Origin of the sequence: Streptomyces sp. ADMS, from assembly GCF_033441795.1 — a bacterium.
Classification (GTDB): Bacteria; Actinomycetota; Actinomycetes; order Streptomycetales; family Streptomycetaceae; genus Streptomyces.
The window spans coordinates 1-16,523 of sequence record NZ_JAVFVX010000140.1; the positions used below are offsets into that span (position 1 = coordinate 1).

The window sequence follows — 16,523 nt, forward strand, 5'->3', positions numbered from 1 at the left end:
GTGCTCGCCACCCTGTCAAGGTGGAGGCCGCGGGTTCAAATCCCGTCAGGACCGCAGTGAAGAACGAGGCCCGCATCCGGGAACGGACGCGGGCCTTCGTCATGCCGCGGGCCCGGCCCCAAGAGAGGGGCCGCGCCCGCGCCAGAGCCGCAATCAGACACAGCAAATCCCGTCAGGACCGCGGCGAAGAACGAGATGGCCCGACTCTCACGACTCGGACCCTCTCGCGCTGCCGCCGTATTGACGACGCCGCCCTCCCCGGGTACCCAGAGAGCAGGGCCTTCGATGCCCTGTCCCCCTTCTGGAGGTGGCCATGGCTGCGTCCGCGAGACGGCATGAGACTCGTGCCCTGCTTCGGGCGCATCTGTCGGCCGCCAGCGGGTACCGGCATCTCACGCGGCACTGTCCGATCTGCCACCGGTTGGAGAGGCTCGCCATGGAGCGCTGCGCCGAGGCCGACGGAGACATCGAGGCGGACGAGACACCGGGTGCCAACAGCAGTTCCCCCTAACACTCATGGCACATCGTCAACAAGATGCGTGGCATGTGACGGGTGTCACTGCATGAGTTTTCAAAACGTGGGTTCTTACCGGTCTGCCACAACCGGTCAATTTAATATGTGCAATTGCACCAGCCCCATAGGGGCTCCCTCAGCTGATCCGACACCTCTCCCCAGACTCCAACAAGCCCGCTCACAGCACTCCGTGCCACCCCACGACCAGGCACAAAAAAGATCGCGCTGGACCCGGCGGAGTCCAGCGCGATCTCTACGACGCACCCTTGAAGCTGTGGAACCGATGGAACTGCTTTGGGCGTCAGGCCTGTTGGGGCAGACCCGCGTCGGTTGAAGCCGTTACTGGTGGAGCTGATGACTCTGGTGGAGCTGATGTTGCACGTCGGACGCCTCGGCCGATAGTTGGGGGACCTGCCGAATCGTCCGACTATTCAGTTGGTCAGGCCTCGCTGCGCTGCTGCGGAATGCCCGCAAGCAGGGCGCGGACCTCCGCCTCGCGGTACCGGCGGTGTCCGCCGAGCGTGCGGATGGATGTGAGCTTGCCGGCCTTCGCCCACCGCGTAACCGTCTTCGGGTCGACACGGAACATGGTGGCGACCTCAGCCGGGGTCAGCAGCGGCTCGGCATCAGGGGTGCGAGCGGTCATGAGCGGCCTCCTCGGGAGAACCGAACCTTCTCGGTTCATTCCTCTAAATTCTGCACCTTGACCCGCGTTGCCCGAAATGGCGGACGCGGGTCGAGTCGGTTATAGGACGAACGGCTTGTCCTCGGCACTACAACTACACCATCTGTCCAACCGCGTAGGCCAAACCGATGGAATTGCCCTCCCAGGTGCCCAACGGCGACGGAAGCCGATGGACCATGCCATAGCGGACAGTCACGCCACTGTGACGATCAGTCACAGTGGCGATCAGGAGTCACGAGACCCCCCCCATAGCGTGCAATGCCGAGATTCCACCCATAGCTGGGCAGATGGAGCCTCCCCCGGACTCCTTGTCCTATTTTGGCACGAGGAGGGGCAAGGGACGCAAGCCACCTGTACGTGCGGTCCGTCACGCTTGACACAAACGCCCGGATCGGGACCTACGTCCCACGGCAGCCCCAAGAGCGTCCCACAAAAATGGAACTCACGTTCCAGGGAGTCCTTTTTTGACGAACCGTCAGCCAAACCGCCAGTCCAACCGCCAGCCGAACCGTCAGTTCGCCGACCGCCGGTCCCGCACCGCCTGCCACCGCTCCACGAGCCGCCCGTACGCCTCTCCGGCCGCCTCGCCGTCCCCGTCGCGCAGCGCCTCGATGCCCACGGCCACGTCCGCCGCCGAGTGGTCGCCGGCCAGATCGCCGGCCGACAGCACATGCACCAGCCCGCCGTAGTCCAGCTCGACCAGTGAGCGCGGATGGAACTCCTCCAGCCAGCGCCCCACGTCCAGCAGCCCGTCGATCAGCGGCCCCTCGTCGAGGGTGTCCCGCAGGGTCCGCAGCCCGCGTGCCACGCGCCGCCGCGCCTGCACCATGGGCGTCCGGTAGCGCAGCACGGGCGGCGCACCCTCGTCGGCTCCCGGACCCCGCGACTCCCCCGAGCCCTTGTCGTACTCGCGCTCCTCGTCGGACACCAGCACGAACCAGTCCAGCGGCACCTGCCAGGTCGCCGTGCGGATCCAGGGACGGGCGTCCGGGTTGCGGGTCAGCCAGCGCTCGTAGTCCTGGGCGGCCTGGTGGCGCACGAGGGGCGGCAGGACGGCGTCCAGGACCGGCACGGGGAGTTCGTCCCCCAGCTCGCCCAGCGCCCGCCAGCCGCGCAGCCGGGTGCGCCAGGGGCAGACGCACAGCACGCCCTCGACCTCGGTGACGAAGGCGTCGGCGCTCTCGTGCACCGGTACCGCGACCGGCGGGACGGGCAGCAGGTCGGCCAGGGAGCGGCGCAGCTCGTCCTGGTACGAGGGCCGGTCGGGCCGTCGGGCGTAGCGCGCCCAGTGACTGCGCTCCGGCTCGGGGAAGGCCGCCAGGGGCTCGTAGACACGCAAGTAGGACGCGTACGGGACGATCACCGAGGACACCTTGGGCACGCCTGCTCCCTCCCCCCTGGACGACCAGGAAAACCCGCAGAACCAGCAGACAGCAGCACGGGAAAATTATGCAAACCGTCGTACGGTCCCACGTCACCGGCAGGTGATCCTTGGCACTGCGGGGACGCTTGGCATACGGAGGCCCGGGAGTGGCTTTACTCTCATGCCCACGGAGGCCCGCCACCCGTACGGGCTCCAGCCCCGACCGCCGCTACTTACCCTGGAGTCACCACAGTGACCGACGTAACCGGCGCGCCTGCTGATGTACTGCACACCCTGTTCCACTCGGAGCAGGGGGGTCATGAGCAAGTCGTGCTCTGCCAGGACCGGGCCACCGGCCTCAAGGCCGTCATCGCCATCCACTCCACCGCCCTGGGCCCCGCGCTCGGCGGTACGCGCTTCTACCCGTACGCGAACGAGGCGGAGGCCGTCACCGACGCGCTGAACCTCGCGCGCGGGATGTCGTACAAGAACGCCATGGCCGGTCTCGACCACGGCGGCGGCAAGGCCGTGATCATCGGCGACCCGGACATCGTCAAGAGCGAGGAACTCCTCCTCGCGTACGGCCGGTTCGTGGCCTCGCTCGGCGGGCGGTACGTCACCGCGTGCGACGTCGGTACCTACGTGGCCGACATGGACGTGGTCGCGCGCGAGTGCCGATGGACGACCGGACGGTCCCCGGAGAACGGTGGCGCCGGCGACTCGTCCGTACTGACCGCCTTCGGCGTCTACCAGGGCATGCGGGCGAGCGCCCAGCACCTCTGGGGCGACCCGTCGCTGCGCGGGCGCATGGTCGGCATCGCGGGCGTCGGCAAGGTCGGGCACCACCTGGTGCGCCATCTGCGCGAGGAAGGCGCCGAGGTGGTGATCACGGACGTACGGGAGGACGCCGTACGTCGGATTCTGGCCACCCACCCGGACGGCGGCGTCACGGCCGTCGCCGACACCGCCGCGCTGATCCGGACCGAAGGCCTGGACGTCTACGCGCCCTGCGCGCTGGGTGGGGCACTGAGTGACGAGACCGTGCCCGTGCTGACGGCGAAGGTGGTGTGCGGGGCGGCCAACAACCAGCTCTCGCACCCGGGCGTCGAGAAGGACCTCGCGGACCGCGGGATCCTCTACGCGCCCGACTACGTCGTGAACGCCGGTGGCGTGATCCAGGTGGCCGACGAACTGCACGGGTTCGACTTCGAGCGGTGCAAGGCGAAGGCTTCGAAGATCTACGACACCACGCTGGCAATATTCGCACGTGCGAAGACGGATGGTATTCCGCCGGCCGCCGCGGCCGACCGGATCGCCGAGCAGCGGATGGCGGAGGCCCGCCGGAGCCAGTAGGCGGACGGAGCGCGGAGGTACCTGTCGGCGGGGTGTTGGAGAGAACTCTCACTCCCGTCGGCGGGTCGCTCGCCAAGAAGTGGTTAAAATCGCGGTTGACCAGCGGGGACAGGGCACCTCGAGGGTTCTGGGCACCGCCACGTCCTGCGGGCGACGTACCGTATGGGCGTGGGCTCAGGTACCGTGGAAGCCCTACGGACCGGTCTCTCCAAGGAGAGCCCGTTCCATACCATGAACGCGTGTCAAGACTCTGGGGCCATCGAGCCCCGTATCCGAGGGGGTCGAGCCATGGGGCGCGGCCGGGCAAAGGCCAAGCAGACGAAGGTCGCCCGCCAGCTGAAGTACAGCAGCGGCGGGACTGACCTCTCGCGTCTGGCCAATGAGCTGGGCGCTTCGACTTCGAGTCAGCCGCCGAACGGCGAGCCTTTCGAAGACGACGAGGAAGAAGACGACCCGTACGCCCAGTACGCGGATCTGTACAACGACGACGATGAGGACGAGGACGAGCAATCCTCCAGTCCCTCGTCCCAACATCGCCGTGGGGCTTGACGTCTTACGTCTGCTTGCGGCGCGCTGAACAGGTTGCACAGTTTCCTGTAGGGCATCAGCTGCACTTCACCCGGTCCGGGCCAGCCAAGCACCGGACCGGGTTTTGTGCGTTGCCGCTCAGCTGGGTCGGGTGGGGGCGCCTACCAGCTCGGGGGCTGCTGTTGACTGGCGACTACGGGTGCGTTGTGGTTGCTCGCGCCCGTTCCCCGCGCCCCTTCGGCTCGGCGGCTGCGCCGCCTGGCCGTCTAGTTCCGGGCGTAGTCGCCGACCAGCTCCGCGCCCGTCGCGTGGTCGCCACGGTCGGTGATCTCGCCGGCGACCCATGCCTCGACGCCCCGGTCCGCCAGGGTGGCCAGGGCCACGTCCGCCGAGTCCTCCGGGACGATCGCGATCATGCCGACGCCCATGTTCAGGGTCTTCTCCAGCTCCAGGCGCTCGACGGCGCCCGTCTTCCCGACGAGGTCGAAGACCGGTGCCGGGGTCCACGTGGAGCGGTCGACGATCGCGTGGAGGGTGTCCGGGATCACCCGGGCCAGGTTGGCGGCCAGACCGCCACCGGTGACGTGCGAGTAGGCGTGCACGTCGGTGGTGCGGGTGAGGGCCAGGCAGTCCAGCGAGTAGATCCTGGTGGGTACGAGGAGTTCCTCGCCGAGGGTCCGCCCGAACTCCTCGATGTGCGCGTCCAGGGCCAGCCCGCCCTGCTTCAGCAGCACATGCCGGACGAGCGAGTACCCGTTCGAGTGAAGCCCGGACGCGGCCATGGCGATCACCGCGTCACCCGTACGGATACGATCCGCGCCGAGCAGCCGGTCGGCCTCCACGACACCCGTACCGGCGCCGGCGACGTCGAAGTCGTCCGGGCCGAGCAGACCCGGGTGTTCGGCGGTCTCGCCGCCGACCAGAGCGCATCCGGCCAGTACGCAGCCCTCGGCGATGCCCTTGACGATCGCGGCGACGCGCTCGGGGTGGACCTTGCCGACACAGATGTAGTCGGTCATGAACAGCGGTTCGGCGCCGCACACCACGATGTCGTCCATGACCATGGCGACCAGGTCGTGCCCGATGGTGTCGTACACGCCCAGCTGGCGGGCGATGTCGACCTTCGTGCCGACGCCGTCGGTCGCGGAGGCGAGCAGCGGGCGCTCGAAGCGCTTGAGGGCGGAGGCGTCGAAGAGGCCGGCGAAGCCGCCGAGGCCGCCGAGGACCTCGGGGCGCTGCGTCTTCTTCACCCACTCCTTCATCAGCTCGACGGCGCGGTCGCCCGCTTCGATGTCGACGCCGGCGGCTGCGTAGCTGGCACCAGCGCCCGCGTGCGGAGCACGCCCAGAAGACTCAGCAGTCATGAGGGGGAGAGCTTTCGTGTCGTTTCCAGTGAGGCTCACGGGCGACGGATCGCGTCGGCCGCGGCCGTGGCGGCGGGCCCTGCGGCCAGCTCGGTCTCCAGGAGCTGCTTGCCGAGCAGTTCGGGGTCGGGAAGGTCCATCGGGTACTCGCCGTCGAAGCAGGCGCGGCACAGGTTCGGCTTGGCGATGGTGGTCGCCTCGATCATGCCGTCGAGGGAGATGTACGAGAGGGAGTCGGCGCCGAGCGAGGTGCCGATCTCGTCGATGGTCATGCCGTTGGCGATGAGCTCGGCGCGGGTGGCGAAATCTATGCCGAAGAAGCAGGGCCACTTGACGGGGGGCGAGGAGATCCGGATGTGGACCTCCGCCGCGCCGGCCTCCCGCAGCATGCGCACGAGCGCCCGCTGGGTGTTGCCGCGCACGATCGAGTCGTCGACGACGACCAGACGCTTGCCCTTGATGACTTCCTTCAGCGGGTTCAGCTTCAGCCGGATACCGAGCTGCCGGATCGTCTGGGAGGGCTGGATGAACGTACGTCCGACATAGGCGTTCTTGACGAGTCCGGCCCCGAAGGGGATTCCGGAGGCCTCGGCGTAGCCGATGGCGGCCGGGGTGCCGGACTCCGGGGTCGCTATCACCAGGTCGGCCTCGACAGGGGCCTCCTTGGCGAGTTTCCGCCCCATCTCGACCCGGGAGAGGTACACGTTCCGGCCGGCGATGTCGGTGTCCGGGCGGGCCAGGTACACGTACTCGAAGACACAGCCCTTGGGCTTCGCTTCCGCGAATCGCGATGTACGCAGACCGTTCTCGTCGATGGCGACGAACTCGCCCGGCTCGATCTCGCGCACATAGGCGGCGCCGCAGATGTCGAGGGCGGCGGACTCGGAGGCGACGACCCAGCCGCGCTCCAGCCGGCCCAGGACCAGGGGGCGGATGCCCTGCGGGTCGCGGGCGGCGTACAGCGTGTGCTCGTCCATGTAGACGAGGGAGAAGGCGCCCTGGACCTGCGGAAGAATCCGCGCCGAGGCTTCTTCGATGGTCAGCGGGTTGCCCTCGTCGTCGGTCTGGGCGGCCAGGAGGGCCGTGAGCAGATCGGTGTCGTTGGTCGCCGCGACGCGCGGAGTGCGGCCGTCGTGCTGCTTGGGCAGGTCGGCGACCATCTCGGCGAGCTGCGCCGTGTTGACGAGGTTGCCGTTGTGGCCGAGGGCGATGGAGCCGTGGCCGGTCGCGCGGAAGGTGGGCTGGGCGTTCTCCCAGGTGGAGGCGCCAGTGGTCGAGTAGCGGGCGTGACCGACCGCGATATGACCCTTGAGGGCGCCGAGCGAGGTCTCGTCGAAGACCTGGGAGACAAGGCCCATGTCCTTGAAGACGAGGATCTTCGAGCCGTTACTGACCGCGATACCCGCGGATTCCTGGCCTCGATGCTGTAGGGCGTAGAGCCCGAAGTAAGTGAGCTTGGCGACCTCTTCACCGGGGGCCCAGACCCCGAAGACGCCGCAAGCGTCCTGGGGGCCCTTCTCACCGGGGAGCAGATCATGACTGAGTCGACCGTCACCACGTGGCACGCCACCGAGTGTAGGCGAGATCGACCACTGGTCCGAATTAGGGAATGCGACTGTGATGTGCGGGCACCGAGGGGCCGCGGACTGCGGTAGGGGCTCAGCCGGCGGCGGTCGCGCTGACGGTGGCTCCGTTTGCGCTGGTCAGAGACAGGGCGCGGTGATCGATCTTGTAGGCGGTCCTGCCGTCGAAGACACTGAGCAGAGTCTTCTCCGCCTCCATGAGTGAGCCGTCGCACATCCTTCGGGTGGTCGCCGGGCTGCCGAAAGTGATAGAGCCGTCGCTTACCGTCGCCTCAGCAGAAACGTTGTTGCAACCAGCCTTGCCGCTGACCGTCCCCTTCTTCTGGTCGAAGACGAGGTAGGCCTCGGCACCGGAGGGAAGCGGGGAGACGCCGCCGGCGTCGGTCTCACCGACCGTCGTGATCGTCCACTTGGTGCCGTAGAGGGCGGCGGCCTTCTCTTCGGTGAGGTGGATGGTGGCCCCCGATGCGGTGGTGAGGGTCAGCTGCTGGACCTTGTCGTCCTTGGCGTCGGCGTCGGCCTTTGCGGTGAGGGTGCCGCCGGTGAGTGCCTCGGAGAGGCTGTTCTCGAAGGTCATCCGGTCATTTCCGCAGGCCATGTCGGTCGAGCGGGCCCGTCCGAAGTCGATGGCGTCACCGTCGATGGTGGCGCTGGCTCCGAAGCCGTTGCAGCCGTAGTTGCCGCTGACCTCGCCGCTCTCGTCGATCTTCAGGAAGGCGCCGGCCGGTGCCTCGCTCTTCTTCCCGTCGACGGTGAGGTCGTCGACGGTCCAGTGGACGCCGGTGACCGCAGCGGTTCCCGATCCCGTTCCGACGGTCTGGCTGCCGCTGTCCTTCTCGCTGCCGCAGGCCGCGGCGAGGGGGAGCACGGTCAGGGTCAGGATGCTGAGGCTCACGCTCGTCAGTCGCTGCTTTTTCATGCCGATGGGACGGAAGGGGCGGGTGGGCGGTTCCCGTCCGGCCATCACTTGTGCTTTTGCCGCGCTGTCTTCGTACGGGACTGCCGTCACGCCATGAGAGGCAGCAGCCCTGAGAGGTCGGCGCGTTCTCCGCTCGCGGTGACCTGGGCGTTGTCGAGGGCGTCGGCCCACTGGATCCGGCCGGTGGCCAGGCGGATCCAGGTCAGCGGGTCGGTCTCGACGACGTTGGGCGGGGTGCCACGGGTGTGCCTCGGCCCCTCGACGCACTGCACCACGGCGTACGGCGGGATGCGGACCTCCGTCGAGCCGCCGGGGGCCTTGGCGGCGAGGGTGTCGGCGAGGAGGCGGGTGCAGGTGGCGAGGGCCTGACGGTCGTACGGGATGTCGAGGCCCGGGACGGCGGCGTTCAGGTCGTCGGTGTGGACGACCAGTTCGACGGTGCGGGTCACCAGGTGGTCGGCGAGGGTCATGGTGCCGGTGCGGGTGGCGAGCCGGCGAGTGCCGGGGGCGGTGGCCAGGCGTTGGGTGAGGCGCTGTTCGGTGAGGGCGTAGAGGGCGTTGAGGGAATCGAGGTCGGGGTGGGCGGCGGCCAGCTCACGGGTGCTCCCGGCGATGTCGGCGGCGCGGGCAGCGGTAGCGAACGGCCAGTCGAGAAGGGCGAGTTCGGCTTTCTCTGGCTCGTCCCGGTCAAGGTTGCGGCTGACGGTCTCCACGGCCATGGTGACGTGCGCGACCAGGTCCCCGACCGTCCAGTCCCCGAGGCGGGTGGGGAGGGCGAGTTGGTCGGGGGTGAGGGTGCGGACGGCGGTGCGGATGTGGGCGTACTGGGTGAGGACTGCGGTGCGGGTCCTGGCGGGGTCGTAGGTGCGGGTGCGGGTGCGGGGGCGGGGGTTCGGCTTTTTGGCTGGGGGCATGGGGGTCAGCTCCGGACGTGGTCCAGCAACGCCGCGACGGCTTCTGGGGGGAGGAGGAGGGCGGGGCCCTGGGGGTGCTTGGAGTCGCGGACGGCTATGCGGGCGGGGGGGTGAGGTGGGCGACTTCTACGCAGGTGCCGCCCTGGTCGTCGCTGTACGACGACTTGAACCAGGCGGGTTCGTGGATACTCACGGCCGCTCCGACTTCACATGCTCGATGAACACCGCGAACGATGTCGACGGCATCAGGAGGGTGGGGCCCCGCTGCTGCTTGGAATCACGTACAGCCATGCGCGCGTGAGTCCGCACGAGGTTCGCCACCTCAACGCAGTTGCCGCCCGCGTCGCTGCTGTACGAGGACTTGAACCAGGCTTCATCTGGGGCAAGTTCATGGGGGTCTCGACGGGTGCTCATCTCTGTTCCATCTCTCGTGCTAGTCGTTCCAGAAACTGGGGAGTTTCCCTTGGCGCGGGCGCCCCGGCTCGCATGGCGTCAAACCGGCGGGCGTACCGCCAAAGATCGGTGTCCTTGTCCGTCAGGCTCACCGTGTCCAGGGTGTCGATGCTGACCACTCGCGGCAGAGGCGGCTCGAACTCCATGAGCACGAAGTTGTCGAGGGCTCGGTAGACCGGCTGAGACATCGGCAGGATCTGCACCGTCACGTGATCCAGCGCCACAAGTTCCGCAAGGTGCTCGTACTGCTCTCGCATCACCTCCGGGCCGCCGAAGACGTGCCTCACCGCAGCCTCTTCGAGGATCGCGTGGATCTCGACCGGCCGATCGGTGCGCGTAATGGCTTCCTTGCGCCGCATGCGAATCTCAACGCTGCGCTCTACGAACTCGGTTGTCCGCTCGTCGATCGGCTTGGCAATCTCGAACTGCGCTCGCGCGTACGCCTCAGTCTGGAAGAGCCCGAACATCCTGTTCGGCTCGTAGACGCGCAGGATCTTGGCGTCGCCCTCCAGACCCACGCTCATACCGAACCCCGAAGGCATGAGGCTCCGGTACGGGGACCACCAGCCCCGGTGCAGCGAGTTCTTGTGGATCTCCAACAGGAACTCCACGTCGTCCGGGTCCGTGACCCCGTACCGGTCGAGGAGTTCCTTGAGGTCCTGGACCTTGGGCAGGCCGGTCAGCCCGTTCTCTACGCGGTACAGCTTCGACTCCGTGAAGCCGAGTCCCTTCACCGCCTGCGCCAACGTCATGCCAGTGCCGTCACCGTCATCCCGAAGGGCGGTCTGACGCAGCCTCCGCAGCTCCTGACCGAGTTGCATCCGCCGGATCGTCGGCCCTGTCTTCGTTGCCACCGTGTCCGCTCCCTCTGCGGTCATGCCCGCCAACAGTATGTCCATGCCCGCCACTTGACGCCCCGTGTCCATCAAGTAACGGGCCGTGCACTGAGTGTGGCAGCCTCTGCTTACCTTGCGCAGTCACATGCCAGGTTTCCGGCATTTGCCAGTTCTCGTGGAATTTCTACGTTCAATTGCATCGCTGCTGGATCGGAGGAACCGTAATACCCATGACCACACCTCAACCCCACCCCCAGCGCCTCGCCCTCACCGACGGCCCCTTCCTCGTAGGTGACCGAGTCCGCGGCACCACCTACGTCCCGCCCGACTCCCGCAAGCGCGAAGCGCCCGAGCGCTTCGAGGGGCGTCGTCGTGCAGGTCGGGTCCGGTTACCCCGAGGTCGACGCCGAGGGTGACTTCCTCTGGGTGCGGCTTGCCGACTGCACCGAGCGTCAGTCACTCGTGGCCGACACGGAGCCGAGCCGGTGACCGGCATCGAGGTGGACCCCCGCTGCGACATCTGCAAGGTCGGCCGCGCCCCGTTCCCGCGCTACGGCACCCTCGAGAACACCGGCCGCATGTGCTCGGAGTGCCTGCACCGGACCCGCCTGTGCGCCATCTGCCAACAGCCCAGCAGCACACCGCTGGTGGCGCTGCCCACGGTCGACCAGGGCACGGGGCCGGGTCGGACTGCGTATGCATGCTTGGAATGCACGGACCGGGAGCCCGTGGGATCAGAAGGCGGTCACCCGTGAGTGTGATCGACTACGGGATCCAACCCGCACCGCCGGACCTGGGGCAACACTGGCCTTCGCCTGGAAGGGGGTGCAACATGACGGTTATGGCCGAGCGCACGTCTCAGATGTCGGTGGAGGAGTTCGAAACAATCGCCTCCGCCGCTCCCGAGACCGTCACGTTGGAGTTCATCAACGGACGGATCGGGGTCAAGAAGGTGACGGACGGAGATCACAGCACCATCGTGTCGTGGCTGACCCGACGCTGTATGCAGAGCAGGCCCGACCTGGACCTGTACCAGGGCCAAGGACTCCGGGTGGAGTCATACCGGGAGGGCAGGGCGAAACCGGATGCCGTACTCGCACCCGAAGCCCACTTCGCGGGACACGGCGACTGGGCTGACCCGGACGGAGCACTCCTGGTCGTCGAGGTCACCTCGTACGACTCGGACACCGACCGACGGGACCGGCACGAGAAGCCGGCCGCGTACGGCCAGTCCGGCATCCCCCTGTACCTCCTGATCGACCGGGACTCCTGCACCGTCACGGTGCACAGTTCCCCGGACCGCAAAGTCGGCGGCTACCGGGACATCCACACCGCGAAGTTCGGCGAGAAGGTGTTCCTCCCCGACCCGATCGGCATCGAGCTCGACACGGAGATCCTCACGAACTACGTGCGGTGAGTCGGCCGTGTGCGCGGCTTGGGCAACGCCAACTGTCCACTCACCGCTGGGACTTCATGACGTGCCCCAGCGCGACCAGGCCGACGGCGACAGCGAGCAGTGACGGCGACCGGGCGTACCCGCTGACCGGCACCAGTAAGGCACCCGCTCCCCAGAGCCTCGGCTGCCTGACCAGCCGCGGCAGCCGCCTGCCCGGCATCCGGCCGAGAAGCAGGGCGTGCACCGCGACGACGACCCAGGCAAAGGCGAGCGCGAACAGCAGCAGGGCCGGCACGCCGAGCGCGAACATCCCGTAACCCACACGTCCCCCTGACCAGCAAATGAGAAGGTCCCGCCCGAAATCGGACGGGACCTCAACCTCGTACAACCCGAAGGCGACTACGCCAGCAGCGCCGGGATCGTCGCCTCGTGCGCCTCGCGCAGTTCCGCCAGCGTCAGCTCGAACTCGCCCTGGAGCTCGATGGACTCGCCGTCCACGACACCGATCCGCGTCACCGGCAGCCCCCGCGCCCCGCACATGTCGTTGAACCGCAGCTCCTCCGAGCGCGGAACCGCGACCACCGCACGCCCCGCCGACTCCGAGAACAGGAGGGTGAAGGCGTCGAGCCCGTCGGGTACGACCAGACGCGCGCCCTTCCCACCCTGCAGCGCCGACTCGACGACCGCCTGGATCAGGCCGCCGTCGGACAGGTCGTGCGCGGAGTCGATCATGCCGTCACGGGAAGCGGAGATCAGGATCTCGGCCAGGAGACGCTCCCTCTCCAGGTCGACCTTGGGCGGCAGGCCACCCAGGTGGTCGTGCACGACCTGCGACCACGCCGAGCCGCTGAACTCCTCGCGCGTGTCGCCGAGGAGGTACAGCAGCTGCCCCTCCTCCTGGAACGCGACCGGCGTGCGCCGCGCCACGTCGTCGATGACGCCCAGCACGGCCACCACCGGCGTCGGGTGGATGGCGACTTCGCCCGTCTGGTTGTAGAGGGAGACGTTGCCGCCGGTCACCGGGGTGCCCAACTGCTGGCAGGCGTCCGCGAGTCCACGTACCGCCTCCGCGAACTGCCACATCACCGCCGGGTCTTCGGGCGAACCGAAGTTCAGGCAGTCGGAGACGGCGAGAGGCTTCGCACCCGTCGTCGCCACGTTCCGGTAGGCCTCCGACAGCGCCAACTGCGCGCCCGCGTACGGGTCGAGCTTGGCGAAGCGGCCGTTGCCGTCCGTGGCGATGGCGACGCCGAGGCCGGTCGTCTCGTCGATGCGGATCATCCCGGAGTCCTCGGGCTGGGCCAACACCGTGTTGCCCTGCACGAAGTGGTCGTACTGGGAGGTGATCCAGGACTTCGAGGCCTGGTTGGGGGACGACACCAGCCGCACGACCTGCGCCTTCAGCTCCTCCGAAGTCCCGGGCCGCGCAAGCTTGTTGGCGTCGTCCGCCTGGAGGGCGTCCTGCCAGTCCGGGCGGGCGTACGGGCGCTCGTAGACCGGGCCGTCGTGCGCGACCGTGCGCGGGTCGACGTCGACGATCTTGCCGCCGTGCCAGAAGATCTCCAGGCGGTCGCCGTCGGTGACCTCACCGATCACCGTGGCGATGACGTCCCACTTGTCGCAGATCTCCAGGAACCGGTCGACCTTCTCCGGCTCCACGACCGCGCACATGCGCTCCTGCGACTCGCTCATGAGGATTTCCTCGGGCGAGAGGGTGGAGTCGCGCAGGGGGACGTCGTCGAGGGTCACGCGCATGCCGCCCGAACCGTTCGACGCCAGTTCGGACGTGGCGCAGGAGAGGCCCGCCGCACCCAGGTCCTGGATGCCGACGACCAGCTTCTCCTTGAAGGCCTCCAGGGTGCACTCGATGAGCAGCTTCTCCTGGAAGGGGTCGCCCACCTGCACGGCCGGACGCTTCGACGGCTTGGCGTCGTCGAAGGTCTCGGACGCCAGGATCGACGCGCCGCCGATGCCGTCACCGCCCGTACGGGCCCCGTACAGGATGACCTTGTTGCCCGAACCCGACGCCTTCGCCAGGTGGATGTCCTCGTGCCGCATCACACCGATCGCACCGGCGTTGACCAGCGGGTTCCCCTGGTAGCAGGCGTCGAAGACGACCTCGCCGCCGATGTTGGGCAGGCCCAGGCAGTTGCCGTAGCCGCCGATGCCCGCGACGACGCCCGGGAGGACGCGCTTGGTGTCGGGGTGGTCGGCCGCGCCGAAGCGCAGGGGGTCCACGACCGCCACCGGCCGGGCGCCCATCGCGATGATGTCGCGCACGATGCCGCCGACACCGGTCGCGGCGCCCTGGTAGGGCTCGACGTACGACGGGTGGTTGTGCGACTCGACCTTGAACGTGACCGCGTAGCCCTGGCCGACGTCGACCACGCCCGCGTTCTCGCCGATGCCGACGAGCAGCGCGTCACTCTGCGGGGCCTTCTCGCCGAACTGGCGCAGGTGCACCTTCGACGACTTGTAGCTGCAGTGCTCGGACCACATGACCGAGTACATGGCCAGCTCGGCACCGGTCGGGCGGCGGCCGAGGATTTCCACGACCCGCTCGTACTCGTCCTTCTTCAGACCGAGTTCGGCCCAGGGCAGCTCGACGTCGGGGGTCTCGGCCGCGTGCTCGACCGTGTCCAGAGGCGTCCGGCTCATGCGTTGACCAGCTTCTTGAGGATCGAGGTGAAGAAGGGGAGGCCGTCGGTACGGCCGCTGCCGATCAGCGGCTCGACCGCGTGCTCGGGGTGCGGCATGAGGCCCACGACGTTCCCGGCCTCGTTGGTGATGCCGGCGATGTCGCGCAGCGACCCGTTCGGGTTGAAGTCCACGTAACGGAACGCGACCCGGCCCTCCGCCTCCAGCATGTCCAGCGTGCGCTCGTCGGCGACGTACCGGCCGTCCATGTTCTTCAGCGGGATGTGGATCTCCTGGCCGGCGTCGTAGTCGGCGGTCCAGGCGGTGTCCGCGTTCTCCACCCGCAGCTTCTGGTCGCGGCAGATGAAGTGGAGGTGGTCGTTGCCGAGCATCCCGCCCGGGAGGAGGTGCGCCTCGGTGAGGATCTGGAAACCGTTACAGATACCCAGGACCGGCATGCCCGACTTCGCCTGCTCGATGACGGACTCCATCACCGGCGAGAAACGGGAGATGGCACCCGCGCGCAGATAGTCGCCGTACGAGAATCCGCCGGGCAGAACCACCGCGTCGACCTGCTTGAGGTCCTTGTCCTTGTGCCAGAGAGCTACCGGCTCCGCACCCGCAAGGCGGATCGCACGCTGCGTGTCCCGGTCGTCCAGTGAACCGGGAAAGGTGACGACTCCAATACGAGCAGTCACTTCTCTTCCCCCACCATCTCCTCCACCTTCACGGTGAAGTCCTCGATCACGGTGTTGGCGAGGAAGGATTCCGCAAGATCATGGATGCGGGCGAGCGCGGCTTCGTCCACCGGTCCGTCAACTTCCAGTTCGAATCGCTTTCCCTGACGTACGTCGGAGACCCCGTCGAAACCGAGACGCGGCAGTGCACGCTGCACCGCCTGGCCCTGGGGGTCGAGGATCTCCGGCTTGAGCATGACGTCGACTACGACGCGTGCCACTGGCACTCCCGGTGTGTGGTGCTGAGCAGGTTCCTTCAGACTACCCGTACAAAATTTCTACGCGGGTAGATTCGTAGGAATCTACGGGAACCCGGGAGAACGGCATCACGATCCGGTATCGGAGCGGTGCCAGCACGAAAAATTCTGGGAAAGATCCGGGTTCGCATCCAGGATGTCTATTGCGGGGAGACACGCGGACAGATTTAGTCGGGCTTCCCATTGCAATGCCGGGCACTGTACAAAGGAAAAGGCATTAGCCGATACTTTGCCCAATAACAGTCGGACAACCGAGATCTCCCGACACCTCCCGGCGTCTTCGCACGTCGTGGTCGAGGTGTCGCACGAAGGGACCGATATTCGTGGCTCAGCGCGTCGTGGTCACACTCTCCGACGACATCGACGGCTCGGAAGCGGCGGAAACGATCGCCTTCGGACTCGACGGCAAGTCGTACGAGATCGACCTGAATCAAACCAATGCCAAGAAACTGCGTAAGGCTCTGGAGCCGTACGTGGAGGCCGGCCGCAAGCGGTCGCGCTCCGGCAAGGCGTACAGGCAGACGGAGGTCGCCCCCGACCCGTCGGCGGTCCGGGCCTGGGCCCTCGCCAACAAGATGGATGTCCCGACCCGCGGACGCATCCCCAAGAAGGTGTACGAGGCTTTCAACGCCGCCCAGTAGTACCCCGGCAGTGCCTCAGGAGCCCCTCGGCGCAACCGACTTGCGTTGCCCCCCTGCTGATCAGCTAGAGTCTGGAGCACGCCGAGGGGCGAGGCCGAAAGGCCCGGCTCACGGAGGCTTGCGGGTGTAGTTCAGTAGTAGAACATCCCCCTTCCAGGGGGAAGGCGCAGTGTGCAATTCCTGTCACCCGCTCTGCAGCGCCGGTCTGACCACTCTGGGGGTCCATCCTCCGGGGGAGGATCAGGTAGGCTGGTGCTCGCGCCAGTCGGTGAAAGCCGACTGGAGGCAATGCGGACGTAGCTCAGTTGGTAGAGCGCAACCTTGCCAAGGTTGAGGTCGCCAG

19 protein-coding genes and 1 tRNA gene are annotated in these 16,523 nt (G+C 67.6%); 6 read left to right on the forward strand and 14 right to left on the reverse strand.

Going from position 1 to position 16,523, the window contains the following annotated elements; genetic code table 11:
• The first annotated feature begins 313 nt into the window (after nucleotides 1–313).
• Nucleotides 314–511: a DUF6274 family protein gene (locus tag RB628_RS35605; RefSeq protein WP_318324778.1), complete on the forward strand. Its 198-nt coding sequence runs from the start codon at nucleotides 314–316 to the stop codon at nucleotides 509–511.
• Nucleotides 512–953: 442 nt separating this feature from the next.
• Here RB628_RS35605 and bldC read toward each other — a convergent pair whose 3' ends face one another.
• Both bldC and RB628_RS35615 read right to left on the reverse strand, forming a co-directional pair.
• The gene (gene bldC / locus RB628_RS35610) at nucleotides 954–1,160 is read right to left on the reverse strand and encodes a developmental transcriptional regulator BldC (protein ID WP_003949541.1); all 207 of its coding nucleotides are present in this window, start codon (nucleotides 1,158–1,160) and stop codon (nucleotides 954–956) included.
• 550 nt (nucleotides 1,161–1,710) lie between these two features.
• A complete protein-coding gene (locus RB628_RS35615) occupies nucleotides 1,711–2,580 on the reverse strand; it encodes a hypothetical protein (protein ID WP_318324779.1) in 870 nt (289 codons plus the stop codon).
• A 234-nt stretch (nucleotides 2,581–2,814) separates the two neighbouring features.
• On the opposite strand from RB628_RS35615, the gene RB628_RS35620 reads away from it, so the two are divergent.
• Both RB628_RS35620 and RB628_RS35625 read left to right on the forward strand, forming a co-directional pair.
• Nucleotides 2,815–3,915 (forward strand): Leu/Phe/Val dehydrogenase, encoded by a 1,101-nt coding sequence (locus RB628_RS35620; RefSeq protein WP_318324780.1) that lies wholly within the window; start codon nucleotides 2,815–2,817, stop codon nucleotides 3,913–3,915.
• 288 nt (nucleotides 3,916–4,203) lie between these two features.
• Nucleotides 4,204–4,464: a DUF3073 domain-containing protein gene (locus RB628_RS35625; RefSeq protein ID WP_318324781.1), complete on the forward strand. Its 261-nt coding sequence runs from the start codon at nucleotides 4,204–4,206 to the stop codon at nucleotides 4,462–4,464.
• A gap of 245 nt (nucleotides 4,465–4,709) precedes the next feature.
• On the opposite strand, the gene purM is transcribed toward RB628_RS35625, so the two are convergent.
• The 8 genes from purM to RB628_RS35660 all read right to left on the reverse strand — a co-directional run bounded on the left by purM (nucleotide 4,710) and on the right by RB628_RS35660 (nucleotide 10,575).
• A complete protein-coding gene (purM, locus tag RB628_RS35630; protein WP_318324782.1) occupies nucleotides 4,710–5,807 on the reverse strand; it encodes a phosphoribosylformylglycinamidine cyclo-ligase in 1,098 nt (365 codons plus the stop codon).
• A 35-nt stretch (nucleotides 5,808–5,842) separates the two neighbouring features.
• Nucleotides 5,843–7,372, reverse strand: a complete 1,530-nt coding sequence (gene purF, locus RB628_RS35635; protein WP_318324783.1) for an amidophosphoribosyltransferase — start codon at nucleotides 7,370–7,372, stop codon at nucleotides 5,843–5,845.
• Nucleotides 7,373–7,466: 94 nt separating this feature from the next.
• Nucleotides 7,467–8,285 (reverse strand): META domain-containing protein, encoded by an 819-nt coding sequence (locus RB628_RS35640; RefSeq protein ID WP_318324784.1) that lies wholly within the window; start codon nucleotides 8,283–8,285, stop codon nucleotides 7,467–7,469.
• 110 nt (nucleotides 8,286–8,395) lie between these two features.
• The gene (locus RB628_RS35645; protein ID WP_318324785.1) at nucleotides 8,396–9,223 is read right to left on the reverse strand and encodes a maleylpyruvate isomerase family mycothiol-dependent enzyme; all 828 of its coding nucleotides are present in this window, start codon (nucleotides 9,221–9,223) and stop codon (nucleotides 8,396–8,398) included.
• Nucleotides 9,224–9,228: 5 nt separating this feature from the next.
• Nucleotides 9,229–9,357 carry a DUF397 domain-containing protein gene (locus tag RB628_RS35650; protein WP_412180777.1) on the reverse strand — a complete coding sequence of 43 codons (129 nt, stop codon included), beginning with the start codon at nucleotides 9,355–9,357 and terminating at the stop codon, nucleotides 9,229–9,231.
• Entirely contained in the window at nucleotides 9,318–9,416 is a 99-nt protein-coding gene (locus RB628_RS42785; RefSeq protein ID WP_412180776.1) for a DUF397 domain-containing protein, read from the reverse strand. The genes RB628_RS35650 and RB628_RS42785 overlap by 40 nt, the downstream gene beginning before the upstream one ends.
• Complete coding sequence (locus RB628_RS35655) at nucleotides 9,413–9,637, reverse strand: DUF397 domain-containing protein (protein WP_318324786.1); 225 nt, start codon at nucleotides 9,635–9,637, stop codon at nucleotides 9,413–9,415. The genes RB628_RS42785 and RB628_RS35655 overlap by 4 nt, the downstream gene beginning before the upstream one ends.
• Complete coding sequence (locus RB628_RS35660; protein ID WP_318324793.1) at nucleotides 9,634–10,575, reverse strand: helix-turn-helix transcriptional regulator; 942 nt, start codon at nucleotides 10,573–10,575, stop codon at nucleotides 9,634–9,636. Before RB628_RS35660 ends, RB628_RS35655 begins: the two co-directional genes overlap by 4 nt.
• Before the next feature lie 769 nt (nucleotides 10,576–11,344).
• On the opposite strand from RB628_RS35660, the gene RB628_RS35665 reads away from it, so the two are divergent.
• Nucleotides 11,345–11,929, forward strand: a complete 585-nt coding sequence (locus RB628_RS35665) for a Uma2 family endonuclease (protein WP_318324787.1) — start codon at nucleotides 11,345–11,347, stop codon at nucleotides 11,927–11,929.
• Between the two features lie 40 nt (nucleotides 11,930–11,969).
• Here RB628_RS35665 and RB628_RS35670 read toward each other — a convergent pair whose 3' ends face one another.
• From RB628_RS35670 to purS, 4 genes are all read right to left on the reverse strand, one after another.
• The gene (locus RB628_RS35670) at nucleotides 11,970–12,230 is read right to left on the reverse strand and encodes a hypothetical protein (protein ID WP_318324788.1); all 261 of its coding nucleotides are present in this window, start codon (nucleotides 12,228–12,230) and stop codon (nucleotides 11,970–11,972) included.
• Between the two features lie 77 nt (nucleotides 12,231–12,307).
• Nucleotides 12,308–14,566, reverse strand: a complete 2,259-nt coding sequence (gene purL / locus RB628_RS35675) for a phosphoribosylformylglycinamidine synthase subunit PurL (protein ID WP_318324789.1) — start codon at nucleotides 14,564–14,566, stop codon at nucleotides 12,308–12,310.
• A complete protein-coding gene (gene purQ / locus RB628_RS35680) occupies nucleotides 14,563–15,243 on the reverse strand; it encodes a phosphoribosylformylglycinamidine synthase subunit PurQ (protein WP_318324790.1) in 681 nt (226 codons plus the stop codon). Before purQ ends, purL begins: the two co-directional genes overlap by 4 nt.
• Nucleotides 15,240–15,503, reverse strand: coding sequence for a phosphoribosylformylglycinamidine synthase subunit PurS (gene purS / locus RB628_RS35685; protein ID WP_318324791.1), 264 nt, complete (start codon nucleotides 15,501–15,503; stop codon nucleotides 15,240–15,242). Before purS ends, purQ begins: the two co-directional genes overlap by 4 nt.
• 359 nt (nucleotides 15,504–15,862) lie before the next feature.
• Between purS and RB628_RS35690 the strand changes: the two genes are divergently transcribed.
• Together RB628_RS35690 and RB628_RS35695 are read left to right on the forward strand one after the other, a co-directional pair.
• Complete coding sequence (locus RB628_RS35690; RefSeq protein ID WP_318324792.1) at nucleotides 15,863–16,180, forward strand: Lsr2 family protein; 318 nt, start codon at nucleotides 15,863–15,865, stop codon at nucleotides 16,178–16,180.
• A gap of 120 nt (nucleotides 16,181–16,300) precedes the next feature.
• Nucleotides 16,301–16,372: transfer RNA gene (locus tag RB628_RS35695), tRNA-Gly, on the forward strand.
• The last annotated feature ends 151 nt before the right edge of the window (nucleotides 16,373–16,523 follow it).

Coding starts and splice junctions, on each gene's coding strand:
- purL (WP_318324789.1), bottom strand. CDS start 14,566: ATGAGCCGGACGCCTCTGGACACGGTCGAGCACGCGGCCGAGACCCCC.
- RB628_RS35645 (WP_318324785.1), bottom strand. CDS start 9,223: ATGCCCCCAGCCAAAAAGCCGAACCCCCGCCCCCGCACCCGCACCCGC.
- RB628_RS35625 (WP_318324781.1), top strand. CDS start 4,204: ATGGGGCGCGGCCGGGCAAAGGCCAAGCAGACGAAGGTCGCCCGCCAG.
- RB628_RS35660 (WP_318324793.1), bottom strand. CDS start 10,575: ATGGACATACTGTTGGCGGGCATGACCGCAGAGGGAGCGGACACGGTG.
- purM (WP_318324782.1), bottom strand. CDS start 5,807: ATGACTGCTGAGTCTTCTGGGCGTGCTCCGCACGCGGGCGCTGGTGCC.
- RB628_RS35655 (WP_318324786.1), bottom strand. CDS start 9,637: ATGAGCACCCGTCGAGACCCCCATGAACTTGCCCCAGATGAAGCCTGG.
- bldC (WP_003949541.1), bottom strand. CDS start 1,160: ATGACCGCTCGCACCCCTGATGCCGAGCCGCTGCTGACCCCGGCTGAG.
- RB628_RS35605 (WP_318324778.1), top strand. CDS start 314: ATGGCTGCGTCCGCGAGACGGCATGAGACTCGTGCCCTGCTTCGGGCG.
- RB628_RS35665 (WP_318324787.1), top strand. CDS start 11,345: ATGACGGTTATGGCCGAGCGCACGTCTCAGATGTCGGTGGAGGAGTTC.